This window comes from Curvibacter cyanobacteriorum (assembly GCF_028649475.1).
GTDB lineage: Bacteria > Pseudomonadota > Gammaproteobacteria > Burkholderiales > Burkholderiaceae_C > Curvibacter > Curvibacter cyanobacteriorum.
Map to the genome: position 1 here is coordinate 215446 of NZ_JAQSIP010000007.1, position 11721 is coordinate 227166.

Below are 11721 nucleotides of genomic sequence, written 5' to 3' on the forward strand. Positions count from 1 at the left end.
CAACGAGATGACCATCGAAATGATCGAAGTTGAAGAGTTCAACATGGGCACGCAGATCAAGGTGATCGGGGTGGGCGGTGGCGGCGGCAATGCGGTGGAACACATGATCCAGCGCCATGTGCAAGGCGTCGAATTCGTCTGCGCCAACACCGACGCACAGGCCCTGAGCCGCAGCGCTGCCCATCGCACGATTCAACTGGGTCAAAGCGGTCTGGGCGCCGGCAGCAAGCCCGACAAGGGCCGTGACGCCGCCGAAGCCGCGCTGGAAGACATCCGCGCCGCCATCGCGGGCGCCCACATGCTGTTCATCACCGCCGGCATGGGCGGTGGCACCGGCACCGGCGCCGCGCCGGTGATCGCCCGCGTGGCCAAGGAAATGGGCATCCTGACCGTGGGCGTGGTGACCAAGCCTTTCGATTGGGAAGGCAAGCGCCGCATGACCAACGCCGACGATGGCCTGGCTGAACTCGAAGCCAACGTGGACTCGCTGATCGTGGTGCTCAACGAAAAGCTGCTCGACGTGCTGGGCGACGACATCACCCAGGACGAAGCCTTTGCCCACGCCAACGACGTGCTCAAGAACGCCGTCGGCGGCATTGCCGAAATCATCAACGAATACGGCCATGTGAACGTCGACTTTGAAGACGTGCGCACCGTGATGGGCGAACCCGGCAAGGCCATGATGGGCACCGCTGTGGCCAGCGGCCCGGACCGCGCCCGCATCGCCGCCGAACAAGCCGTGGCTTGCCCGCTGCTCGAAGGCATCGACCTGTCGGGCGCCAAGGGCGTGCTGGTCTTGGTGACCGCCGCCAAGGGCAGCCTGAAGCTGTCCGAGTCCAAGCTGGCCATGAGCACCATCAACGCCTACGCCTCGCCGGACGCCCACGTCATCTACGGCGCGGCCTACGACGACAGCCTGGGTGACAACATCCGCGTGACCGTGGTGGCCACCGGCCTGAGCCGTCAAAACGCGCGCCGTCAGGCCCCTCCGCTGCAAGTGCTGCGCACCGGCACCGACAACGTGGGCTTCAACCTGCCCGTGGCCTCGGCTGGCGGCTCGTCGGTGGGCAACGCGGTGGGCCTGGGCTCGGTGAGCTCGGGTGCCGACTACGGCGGCATGAGCGTGCCCAGCGTCTGGCGCACCAACCGCACCCAAGCCGCGGCCAAGGTCGACGCCCTGGTGTCGGGTGGCATGGACGACCTGGAAATCCCGGCCTTCCTGCGCAAGCAAGCCGACTGAGTCTGACAGGCTGTTGACGGGGCAGGGCCCCGACCTGATTTGCCGAAGCAAAAAACCCCGCGGTCCGACAGGACGGCGGGGTTTTTTCATGGGGCTGGCGCTGCTTGGGCCGTGGGGCGCCCCGCAGGGGGCGCCGTTGGGTGGCCGCCGTGGGTCAGCGTATCACCCGGGCCTGGCGGCCACGAACGGTGCCACGAGCGGTGTACGGGGCGCGTGTCAGAAGGACTCCCAGTCGCCCTCGGCCGAGCCCGCGCTGCTGGCAGGGGCCGCCGCCTTGGGCGCCGGGGCCGGTGCTGGGGCTGGGGCTGCTGGGTTGGCTTTGGCGGGCAGGGCCTGGCGGGCCGGGGCGGGCGCGGCGCTGCTGCCCACGCGCGGCGCGGCGGCCCGCGGGGGCAGGGGCTTGGCCTGGGCTGCGACGGGCGCACGGGCCGGGGCCGGGCGGTGGCTCACCGCCACCCCCTGGCTGCCGCTGACGCGGAACAAGGCCACCACCTCGGTCAGCCGCATGGCCTGCTCGCGCAGGCTGTCGGCGGCCGCGGCGGACTGTTCGACCAGGGCCGAGTTCTGTTGCGTCATCTGGTCGAGCTGGTTGATCGAACCGTTGACCTGGGCGATGCCCTGGCTTTGCTCGGCCGTGGCGGCCCGGATTTCGCCAATGATGTCGGTCACGCGCTGCACGCTGGCGACGATTTCGTCCATGGTACTGCCCGCATGGCCCACCAGGCGGGTGCCCGATTCGACCTTCTCGACCGAGGCGCCGATCAGCGACTTGATCTCTTTGGCGGCCTCGGCACTGCGCCCGGCCAGGCTGCGCACCTCGCCGGCCACCACGGCAAACCCCCGGCCTTGTTCGCCTGCGCGGGCGGCTTCGACCGCGGCATTGAGCGCGAGGATGTTGGTCTGGAAGGCGATGCCGTCGATCACGCCAATGATGTCGGCGATGCGCTTGCTGCTGCTGTTGATTTCTTCCATGGTGCTGACCACTTCGGACACCACGGCGCCGCCACGCTGCGCCACCTCGGCCGCCGACTGCGCCATCTGGTTGGCGGTCTGCGCCGAGTCGGAGGTTTGCTGCACCGTGCTGGTCAGCTCCTCCATGCTGCTGGAGGTGGACTGCAGGTTGCTGGCGGTTTGTTCGGTGCGCTGCGACAGGTCGGTGTTGCCTTGGGCGATCTCGCTCGAGGCGGTGGCGATGCTGTCGGTGGCCGAACGCACCTCGCTGACCAGCCGCCGCAACGAGCTCACCATGTGGGCCAGGCCGTCGAGCATCGAGCCCGCGGGGGCCGGGGCGATCTGCACGTCGAGGTTGCCCTCCGCGACCGCCGACATGGCCTCGATGGCCACCATCGGATCGCCACCAATCTGTTGCAGCACCGAGCGCGCCACCAACACGCCAATGCCACCGACCACCAGCACCACCACCAGCACGAAGCCAAACTGGCTCAGCATCGCGTCACGCACCTGCTGATCGAGGTCGTCGGTGTAGACGCCCGAACCGACCATCCAGTTCCAGCCATCGACGCGCGCCGCGTACAGCAGCTTGGGCACCAGGGCCTGCTGGCCCGGGCGCGGAAAGACGGTGGGCACAAAGGCGCGGCCCTGCGGGCTGCTGCGCACCCCGTCGGCCAGCAGTTTGATGATGTCGGTGCCGGCTCCGTCCTTGATCTTGCCCTGCATGTTCTGGCCCTCCCATTCGGGCTTGATCGGGTGCATCACGCCGACCGCGTCCAGGGTCCAGATGTAGAAGTATTCGGTCTTGCCTTCGGGGCCGCCGTAGCGCGACACGCGCAAGGCTTCTCGCGCGGCCTTTTGGGCGTCTTCGGTGCTCATGCTGCCGCTGGCCGCCTTGGCCTGGTAGGCACTGACGATGCTGTGGGCGCCTTGCACCGCGGTGGTCAGCAGCTCCTTGCGGGCTTCGATGATCTGGCTGCGCTGCTGCGCCAGGGTGATCACGGCCAGCAACAGCAGCGCGGCCAGGGCCGTGCCGATGAGCAGCATGATTTTTGCTTTGAAACTGAGGCGGTTCATTCCATTCTCCGTGGCGTGTGGCTGGGTGCGGGTGGGGCACAGCTGCCCGGATTGGGGGCGCCTGCCCCTTCATTTTGCCGGGGCTGTCCTGGGGGCTCGCGGGGGTCTTCCCTTAAAAAGAACTTAGCTTGATGTGGGTCAGGTGGGCCCGGCCCCACCGCGCAGGCCGCAAATCTCTAAAATGCTTGAATGCTGCAGCAAAGAACCCTGAAAACCCTGACCCGTGCCGTGGGCGTTGGCCTGCACAGCGGGCAGCGGGTGGAATTGACCCTGAGACCGGCCCAGCCCGACACGGGCATCGTGTTCCGGCGCGTCGATCTGCCCGAGCCGGTGGACATCCCGATCACGGCGCAGGCCGTCACGGACACCCGGCTGGCGTCGACCATCTCGGCCGGCAACGCCAAAGTGCACACGGTCGAGCACCTGATGTCGGCCTGTGCGGGCCTGGGCATCGACAACCTCTACATCGACATCACGGCCGAAGAGGTGCCGATCCTCGACGGTTCTTCGGCCTCGTTCGTGTTTTTGCTGCAGAGCGCTGGCGTGGAGCTGCAAAAGGCGCCGCGCCGCTTCATCCGCGTCAAACGCCCGGTCGAGGTGCGTGAAGGCCAGGGGGCGCAGTCCAAGTGGGCGCGCCTCACGCCCTACCATGGTTACAAGCTCAATTTCGAGATCGACTTCGACCACCCCGCGGTGGACTCCACGGGCCAGCGGGTCGAGTTCGACCTGGGCTCGGGCAACTACAGCCGCGACATCGCGCGGGCCCGCACCTTTGGCTTCACCCGCGACGTCGAGATGATGCGGGCCAATGGCCTGGCCCTCGGGGGCGGTCTGGACAACGCCATCGTGATGGACGACTACAAGGTGCTCAACAGCGACGGTCTGCGCTACGACGACGAGTTCGTCAAGCACAAGATCCTTGACGCCATGGGGGACCTGTACATCATCGGCAAACCGCTGCTGGCCGAGTACACCGCTTTCCGTTCTGGCCATGCCATGAACAACCGCCTGCTGCGCGAGCTGCTGGCCCAGCCGGACGCTTGGGAAATCGTCACTTTTGACGACGAGCGCCAAGCGCCCAGCGGCTTTGCGCAACCGGCCCGCGCCTGGTGAGGCGTCCTGCGGCCCGGCTGAGGGGCTTTGGCCGCTGGCGCGCGGGCTGAGCTTATACTGCGGGCTGCTCCGGGGTGCACATGTGCTGAGACGGGGCTGGGTTGGCGAAAGCCAGCGCAGCTGCCCGAACCCGACGAACTTGATCCGGTTAATACCGGCGTAAGAAGAGCCGAACTTCAGGTCCTTTCTCCCGTGCGGAGCTTGGGGCCGTCGCCTCCCCGCCCACTCGGCGAGGGTGCGCGCACAGGGTTCACTCCGGGGCTGGTTCAACAGCGCCGAAAAGGACCCTCACCATGAACGCTCCCGACTCCCTCGCCCGCGAAAAATTTGCGCAATTGCTTGCGCTCACCCGCGAACCCTTCCCCGCTTCGACCAAGGTGTACGAAAGCGGCGTGCTGCACCCCGACGTGCGCGTGCCGATGCGCCGCATTGACCTGAGCAACGGCGAGCAGGTCACGGTGTACGACACCTCCGGCCCCTACACCGAACCCAGTGCCCAGATCGATGTGCGCATGGGCCTGCCCAGTGTGCGTGGCGACTGGATCGCCCGCCGCGGCGACACCGAGGCCTACGACGGCCGCGCGCGCGTGGCCCTGGACGACGGCCAGAAGGGCGACGCCGAAGACGCCCGCCTGCAGGCCCTGCGGGCCGAGGCGGCGGCGTTGCAGCGCCGTCCGATCCGGGCCAAGGCCGGCCGCAACGTGAGCCAGATGCACTACGCGCGCCAGGGCATCATCACGCCCGAGATGGAGTACGTGGCGATCCGCGAAAACGGCCGCCGTGAGTGGATGGCCCAGTACCTGGCCGATGCCGCGCGTGAAAAGCGCCTGGCTGGCAACCCGCTGGGCGCGGCCATCCCGCGCCTGATCACGCCCGAGTTCGTGCGCGACGAGGTGGCGCGCGGGCGCGCCATCATTCCGGCCAACATCAACCACCCCGAGGTGGAGCCGATGGCCATTGGGCGCAACTTCCTGGTCAAGATCAACGCCAACATCGGCAATTCGGCCGTCACCTCCAGCATCGAGGAAGAGGTCGAGAAGCTGGTCTGGGCGATCCGCTGGGGCGCCGACAACGTGATGGACCTGTCGACCGGCCGCAACATCCACACCACGCGCGACTGGATCGTGCGCAACAGCCCGGTGCCCATCGGCACGGTGCCGATCTACCAGGCCCTCGAAAAGGTGGGGGGCGTGGCCGAGGACCTGACCTGGGAGATCTTCCGCGACACCCTGATCGAGCAGGCCGAGCAGGGCGTGGACTACTTCACCATACATGCCGGCCTGCGCCTGGCCCACATCCACCTGACCGCCAACCGCCGAACCGGCATCGTCTCGCGCGGCGGTTCGATCATGGCCAAGTGGTGCATCGCCCACCACCGGGAGAGCTTTCTGTACGAGCACTTCGAGGACATCTGCGGCATCATGAAGGCCTACGACGTGAGCTTCTCGCTGGGCGACGGTCTGCGCCCCGGCTCGGCCTCGGACGCCAATGACGAAGCCCAGTTCGCCGAGCTGCACACCCTGGGCGAGCTGACCCAGCTGGCCTGGAAGCACGATGTGCAGACCATGATCGAAGGCCCCGGCCATGTGCCCCTGCACATGATCCAGGCCAACATGACCGAGCAGCTCAAGCACTGCCACGAGGCACCGTTCTACACCTTGGGGCCGCTGACCATCGACATCGCGCCGGGCTACGACCACATCGCCAGCGCCATCGGCGCGGCCATGATCGGCTGGATGGGCACCGCCATGCTGTGCTATGTGACGCCCAAGGAGCACCTGGGCCTGCCCGACCGCGAGGACGTCAAGCAGGGCATCATCGCCTACAAGATCGCGGCCCACGCCGCCGACGTGGCCAAGGGCCACCCGGGATCGCGCGCGCGTGACGATGCGCTGTCTCAGGCCCGCTTTGACTTCCGCTGGATGGACCAGTTCAACCTCAGCCTGGACCCGGACACCGCGCGCAACTTCCATGACGAGACCCTGCCCAAGGACTCGGCCAAGGTGGCGCACTTCTGCTCCATGTGCGGGCCCAAGTTCTGCTCGATGAAGATCACCCAGGAGGTGCGCGAGTTCGCCGCCCAGGGCATGGCCGAGAAGTCGGCCGAGTTCAAGCAGGGCGGTGGCGACCTGTACGTGCCGATCAAGCCGGTCGCCTGAGGGCCCCGCACCGGTGGGCGGCGCGCCCACCGGTCTGCCGTGCCTGGGCACCCAGGGCCGCCGGTGGACCCGGGCCTCAGCGTGTCGCGGGCGCGCCTTGCCAGGACAAATGCGCGGTGGCGGCCACGCTGGGGGGCTCGGGCAGCACGAACTGGCTGATCATGCCGCTGAGCTCGCTGGCCTGCTGACGCAGGCCATCCGAGGCGGCTGCCGACTGCTCGACCAGGGCCGAGTTCTGCTGGGTCATCTCGTCGAGCTGGGCCACGGCGCGGTTGATCTGACCAATGTCGCGGCTCTGCGCCGCGGTGGCCTGCGCGATGGCGCTCAGCGCGTCGGCCACCCCTTGCACCGAGCCGACCACCTTGTGCATGGTGCTGCCGGCCTGGTCGGCCAGCGCGGCGCCGGCCTCGATGCGCTGCACCGAGTTGCCGATCAAGCCCTTGATCTCCTTGGCCGCGCTGGCCGAGCGACCAGCCAGCTGGCGCACTTCGGACGCCACCACCGCAAAGCCACGGCCGGCCTCGCCGGCGCGCGCGGCTTCCACCGCGGCATTCAGGGCCAGGATGTTGGTCTGGAAGGCGATGCTGTCGATCACCCCGACGATGTCCGCCACCTGGCCCGAGGCGCGGTGGATGTCGGTCATGGTCTGCACCATCTGGCTGACCACGGCGCCCCCATCACTGGCCACGCGAGCCGCCTCGCTGGCCATGCGCTCGGCCTGGTCGGCTGCGGCGGTGGACTGTTGTAGCGTCTGGCTCATGCCCTCCAGCGCGGCGGCGGTCTGTTGCAGGCTGGACGCGGCCTGCTCGGTGCGCAGGGACAGGTCGGCGTTGCCGTGCGCGATCTCGTTGGAGGCGTGCCCAATGTTGTGGGCCGACTGCCGGATCAGGCTGACCAGGCGGCGCAGCGAGCCCTGCATCGAGCCCAGGGCCAGCAGCAGTTGGCCAGCCTCGTCGCGCTGGTGGCCCTCGATGTCTTCGCGCAGGTCAAAGCTCGCCACGCGGTCGGCCGTGTGGCTGGCAACGCGGATCGGTTGGGCGATGCGGCGCACCTGCCACAGCGCCAGCAGGCCGCCCAGCAGCAGGGCGGCAGCACTGAAGCCCAGCAGCGCGCTGCGCGCCGAATAGCTCAGCTGGGCCACCGTTTCGCCTTCGCCGTCAATGGCCTGGCGCTGCGCCTGGCCCAGCGCCTGCAGGGCCCCCAACAGTTGCTCGGCACTGGGTTGAAAGCGCTGGCTGAACACCTGTCGGATGCGGGCGGTCAGGCCCGAATCACGCGCCGCCACCAACTCGGTCCGCGCTTTTTTGAAGTCGGCGCCGGCCTGGGTGATGCGCTCCAGCAAGGCCTGGTCTTCCGCACCGGGCAGGCGCAGGCTGACCTGTTGCATCAGGTCGTCGTACTGCTGCTGGGTGGCCTGAATGTCCTGCGCCAGGATCTCGCCGACTTCGGGTTCGGAGCTCAGCGCCATGGCCTTGTAGCGCTCAGTGTTCAAGGACTGCAGGCGGTAGGCGTCGGTCACCAGGCGCTCGGTGGGCAGCTTGTCCTCGGTGATGTGGCGCGTGGCTTCGTCGACCTGGAACAGTGACCAGACGCCAAAGCCCGCGCCGCTGAGGCTCAGCAACAGCACCAGGCCGAAGGTGGTCATCAGGCGCTGCCGCAGCGAATGGCGGCTGGCCGGGGGCGGCGCCGCGGCGGTGGCGGGGGCTTCTGGCAGGTCCTCAGGGGACAGTGGGGCAGACGGTGAGGCGATCACGGGCAGTTCCTTGCCCCCTTCGCCAGCCGTTCAACTGCGTTGCAGCACCAGCCTTGTGGGCGGGAGGTCCAACGCTTCAGGCTCCAGCGCTTCGGGGTGCCCCTCGAGGTAGACCAGCAGGCGGCCCTTGCGGAGCAGCACATGGCTGATGGTCATCGTCATGCCTTGCCAGCGGGCGCTTTTGCCGGGCTTGTACAAGGTCATGTTGCAGGTGCGAGGAGGCGGTCCTGGGTCGCTGAGGCTGGCTGGGGTCAGAGGGTTATCAGTGGGTGGGAGCGGATTCGCTCCACCATCGGTATTGAACATGCGCGGTGTGACGGTACTTTGACAGGAGGCGAAAAAGAAAGCCTCCCTGAGGCAGTCCTCGAGGGTACCCGATCGCCGCCCCGGCTGGGGGCGATTGGCGCACCGGCCGGTGCCGCGGGGGATGCAAATCGCGTCACCGGCGGGTGCGGCAGCGCTGGGCGTGAGCCGGGACCTGGGCCAGGGTGGGGGCAGCCTCAGTAGCTGCGGCCGTCGCGGTACATGGCGTGGGTGCGGCGCTGCAGCTGGCCCCCCGCATCGCTGATGCGCGCCATGGCCTGGCCGGCATGGGCATGGGTGATGGCCATGCCCAGCGCGTCGGCGGCGTCGGTGCCGGGCAGGCCGGGCAAGCGCAGCAGGCGGCGCACCATTTCCTGCACCTGCGGCTTGGCGGCGCGGCCGTGGCCCACCACGGCCTTCTTCATTTGCAGCGCGGTGTACTCGGACACCGGCAGGTCACGCGACACCAGCGCCGTGATGCAGGCGCCACGCGCCTGGCCCAGCAGCAGCGTGGACTGCGGGTTGACGTTGACGAAGATGATTTCGACCGTGGCGACCTCGGGTTGGTAGCGGTCGCACACCTCGCGGATGCCGTCGTACAGCACCTTCAGGCGCCCGGGCAGGTCGCCCAGCGGCAGGTGGGTGGTTTTGATGGTGCCGCTGGCCACGTAGGTCAGCGTGGTGCCTTGAACGTCGATGACGCCAAAGCCGGTGGTTTGCAGACCGGGGTCGATGCCGAGAATTCTCATGGAGGCTTGAGTTTAGGGGCCCCGGTGCGCTCCGTGGGGGATCCGCGGACCCGACGGGGCAATAGTTACAATGACGTCATGGTCAATCGATTTCACCCGTCGCCATGAGCCCGCCAGTGGCTGCCTCAAAAAGCGCAGCTTTAGATGCAACGCCCCGGACCCGGGTGCTGCTCGTGCTGGCCCGTCGCTACCGCATCGCGCAGCTCAAGCAGGCCCGCGGGCGCTGCTTTTCGACCTCGCTGGCCTTTGCCCTGGAAGCCAAGCGCCGCGGCATCGAGGTGGACTTGCTGCGCTGGCGTGTCAAAGACAGCGACGACTTCGCCGACCACTGGGCCATCCGCCTCGACGCCGAACGGGCCCTGGACCTCAGCAGCGTGCAGTTTGACCCGCTCGGCCGACCGGTGCAAAGCCTGGACGCCTACCCCGACAACTTCACAGACCGCCGCGAGTACCCGGCCAGCTTGTTCCTGGACGGCTATCAGAAGGTGGCCCAGCACCGCCGCACCCGCTTTCCGTTGGCCTTTTTGATGCAGGTGTGCCGGGCCATGTGGCGTCACGACGTGGTCTCGGATCTGAAGCGCGGCGCTTTGCACCAGGTGCTGCTGGGAACGGCCCGCTGCCTGGGCCGCCTCGCTGTGTTGCGCCTCGAATGGCTGCGCCGGCGCATGGACCGGCGCGCGCGGCAGCTCCGCGGCGAAGTGCCCTCAGGCAACGAAACCATCTTGTGACGCGCAGCGCGCCGCGGACCGGATGGGATCAGGGCAGTTGCGCCGACCCCATGCGGGCCTGGATGGTGGCAGCGCGGGCCGACAGGTACGGTGAATTCGGCAGTTTCTCGAAGTACTTGGGCCGGGGCAGCATGACCGCCAGGCGCGCGGCCTCGCCGGCGCTCAGGCGCGCCGCGGGTTTGCGGAAGTAGTGCTGCGCGGCGGCCTCGGCGCCAAACACGCCCTCGCCCCATTCCACACTGTTGAGGTAGATCTCCAGGATGCGCTGCTTGCTCAGGCACAGTTCAAGCAAGGCGGTCAACACAAACTCCTGCCCCTTGCGCAGCAGGGTGCGCTCGCCGGACAGCAGCAGGTTCTTGGCCAGCTGCTGGGTGATGGTGGAGCCGCCCACGATCTTGGGGGGGCGCGCCGCCGCAGGCGCGTTGGGGCGTGCGGTGCCCGGGCGCTGGGCCTGCGCCTTGGCCTCGGCTTTGGCGTTCTTCTGCCAGGCTTTCTGGATCGCGTCCCACTCCACGCCGTCGTGCTGGGTGAAGCCATCGTCCTCCGAGGCGATCACCGCGCGCTTCAGGGTGTCCGCGATGTCGCGGTAGGGCACCCACTGCTGGCGCCAGCGCAGGTGGCCCGTCTCCTGCTGGATGCGCAGCGCCTCGGAGCGCTGGAAGCTGGTCGACGCCGGGTCCAGCACGGCCAGCGCGGCGATGCGGACGACAAAAAACAGCTGCAGGCCCAACAGGGCCAGCACCAGCAGGAGCAACCAGCGCAGCAGGGCTTTCATGGCCGGGCGGGCGTCGGGTGGGGCCTCAGAGCAGGGCGCGCAGCTCAGCCAGCACCTGGGCCGAGGGCGGCCGCACGCCACGCCACAGCGCGAAGGCTTCGGCCGCCTGTTCGACCAGCATGCCCAGGCCGTCGCGGCCCTGGGCACCGTGGGCCGCAGCCCAGTTCAGGAAGCCCTGGGCGGCCGGGCCGTACATCATGTCCAGTGCCAGGCTGCCCGGGCGCAGCACGCTGGCCGGCACGGGCACTTCGGCGCCGCTCAGGCTGCTGGCGGTGGCGTTGATGACCACACCGTAGTGACCGTCGAGGGCCTCGATGGCCGGGGCTTCAAGGCGGCAGCCACAGCGATCGGCCAGGGCCTGGTGGCGCGCCACCAGGTCGACGGCCTTGCTGTGGGTGCGGTTGACCACCACCAGGCGTGCGGGGCGGGCCTCCAGCAAGGGGCCCAGCACGCCGGCCGAGGCGCCGCCGGCGCCGATCAGCAGCACGTCTTCACCGGCCAACGGGCGACCGGCGTTGTCTTCAATGTCCTTCACCAGACCGATGCCGTCGGTGTTGTCGGCATGCAGGCCGTCGGCCCGCAGGCTCAGCACGTTGGCGGCCCCGGCCAGCTGGGCGCGCGGGCTCCGGTGCTGGGCCAGCTCGGCGGCCTCGAACTTGAACGGCACGGTGATGTTGCAGCCCTTGTAGCCCTCGGCTTGCAGGGCGGCGATGCCGGCGGCGAACTGGCCCAGCTCGATGCGCTGGCGACCGTAGTGCAAGGTCTGGCCGGTCAGTTCGGCAAAGCGGGCATGGATCCAGGGCGAGCGGCTGTGTTCAACCGGGTTGCCCAATACGCAGTAGTGGTCTTGGCTCATGGCAGTGGGGGCCCGCC

Annotated in this window: 10 protein-coding genes and 1 riboswitch; of the genes, 4 read left to right on the top strand and 6 right to left on the bottom strand. The window is 68.4% G+C overall.

From position 1 onward, the window contains the following. Window positions 1-7 precede the first annotated feature (7 nt). Window positions 8-1240 (top strand): cell division protein FtsZ, encoded by a 1233-nt coding sequence (ftsZ, locus tag PSQ40_RS15655; RefSeq protein ID WP_273952716.1) that lies wholly within the window; start codon window positions 8-10, stop codon window positions 1238-1240. 216 nt (window positions 1241-1456) lie between these two features. Here ftsZ and PSQ40_RS15660 read toward each other — a convergent pair whose 3' ends face one another. Next, window positions 1457-3268, bottom strand: a complete 1812-nt coding sequence (locus PSQ40_RS15660) for a methyl-accepting chemotaxis protein (protein WP_273952717.1) — start codon at window positions 3266-3268, stop codon at window positions 1457-1459. Between the two features lie 189 nt (window positions 3269-3457). On the opposite strand from PSQ40_RS15660, the gene lpxC reads away from it, so the two are divergent. Together lpxC and thiC are read left to right on the top strand one after the other, a co-directional pair. Then, the gene (gene lpxC / locus PSQ40_RS15665; RefSeq protein ID WP_273952719.1) at window positions 3458-4381 is read left to right on the top strand and encodes a UDP-3-O-acyl-N-acetylglucosamine deacetylase; all 924 of its coding nucleotides are present in this window, start codon (window positions 3458-3460) and stop codon (window positions 4379-4381) included. 60 nt (window positions 4382-4441) lie between these two features. Further along, window positions 4442-4564, top strand: a riboswitch (TPP riboswitch). 110 nt (window positions 4565-4674) lie between these two features. After that, the gene (gene thiC, locus PSQ40_RS15670) at window positions 4675-6540 is read left to right on the top strand and encodes a phosphomethylpyrimidine synthase ThiC (protein WP_273952720.1); all 1866 of its coding nucleotides are present in this window, start codon (window positions 4675-4677) and stop codon (window positions 6538-6540) included. A 76-nt stretch (window positions 6541-6616) separates the two neighbouring features. Here thiC and PSQ40_RS15675 read toward each other — a convergent pair whose 3' ends face one another. From PSQ40_RS15675 to ruvC, 3 genes are all read right to left on the bottom strand, one after another. Continuing rightward, the gene (locus tag PSQ40_RS15675) at window positions 6617-8293 is read right to left on the bottom strand and encodes a methyl-accepting chemotaxis protein (RefSeq protein ID WP_273952723.1); all 1677 of its coding nucleotides are present in this window, start codon (window positions 8291-8293) and stop codon (window positions 6617-6619) included. Window positions 8294-8323: 30 nt separating this feature from the next. After that, the gene (locus PSQ40_RS15680; RefSeq protein WP_273952724.1) at window positions 8324-8497 is read right to left on the bottom strand and encodes a hypothetical protein; all 174 of its coding nucleotides are present in this window, start codon (window positions 8495-8497) and stop codon (window positions 8324-8326) included. 296 nt (window positions 8498-8793) lie between these two features. Continuing rightward, a complete protein-coding gene (gene ruvC, locus PSQ40_RS15685; RefSeq protein WP_273952725.1) occupies window positions 8794-9345 on the bottom strand; it encodes a crossover junction endodeoxyribonuclease RuvC in 552 nt (183 codons plus the stop codon). A 164-nt stretch (window positions 9346-9509) separates the two neighbouring features. Between ruvC and PSQ40_RS15690 the strand changes: the two genes are divergently transcribed. After that, window positions 9510-10073: a hypothetical protein gene (locus PSQ40_RS15690; protein ID WP_273952727.1), complete on the top strand. Its 564-nt coding sequence runs from the start codon at window positions 9510-9512 to the stop codon at window positions 10071-10073. Window positions 10074-10101: 28 nt separating this feature from the next. Here PSQ40_RS15690 and PSQ40_RS15695 read toward each other — a convergent pair whose 3' ends face one another. Next, window positions 10102-10848, bottom strand: a complete 747-nt coding sequence (locus PSQ40_RS15695) for a transglycosylase domain-containing protein (RefSeq protein ID WP_273952728.1) — start codon at window positions 10846-10848, stop codon at window positions 10102-10104. Between the two features lie 25 nt (window positions 10849-10873). Beyond that, complete coding sequence (gene aroE / locus PSQ40_RS15700) at window positions 10874-11704, bottom strand: shikimate dehydrogenase (RefSeq protein WP_273952729.1); 831 nt, start codon at window positions 11702-11704, stop codon at window positions 10874-10876. Window positions 11705-11721 lie beyond the last annotated feature (17 nt).

Bases quoted from the DNA above. Each gene is read 5' to 3' on its own strand.
- ftsZ (WP_273952716.1), top strand. From the start codon at position 8: ATGACCATCGAAATGATCGAAGTTGAAGAGTTCAACATGGGCACGCAG.
- lpxC (WP_273952719.1), top strand. From the start codon at position 3,458: ATGCTGCAGCAAAGAACCCTGAAAACCCTGACCCGTGCCGTGGGCGTT.
- thiC (WP_273952720.1), top strand. From the start codon at position 4,675: ATGAACGCTCCCGACTCCCTCGCCCGCGAAAAATTTGCGCAATTGCTT.
- PSQ40_RS15680 (WP_273952724.1), bottom strand. From the start codon at position 8,497: ATGACCTTGTACAAGCCCGGCAAAAGCGCCCGCTGGCAAGGCATGACG.
- PSQ40_RS15695 (WP_273952728.1), bottom strand. From the start codon at position 10,848: ATGAAAGCCCTGCTGCGCTGGTTGCTCCTGCTGGTGCTGGCCCTGTTG.
- ruvC (WP_273952725.1), bottom strand. From the start codon at position 9,345: ATGAGAATTCTCGGCATCGACCCCGGTCTGCAAACCACCGGCTTTGGC.
- aroE (WP_273952729.1), bottom strand. From the start codon at position 11,704: ATGAGCCAAGACCACTACTGCGTATTGGGCAACCCGGTTGAACACAGC.
- PSQ40_RS15660 (WP_273952717.1), bottom strand. From the start codon at position 3,268: ATGAACCGCCTCAGTTTCAAAGCAAAAATCATGCTGCTCATCGGCACG.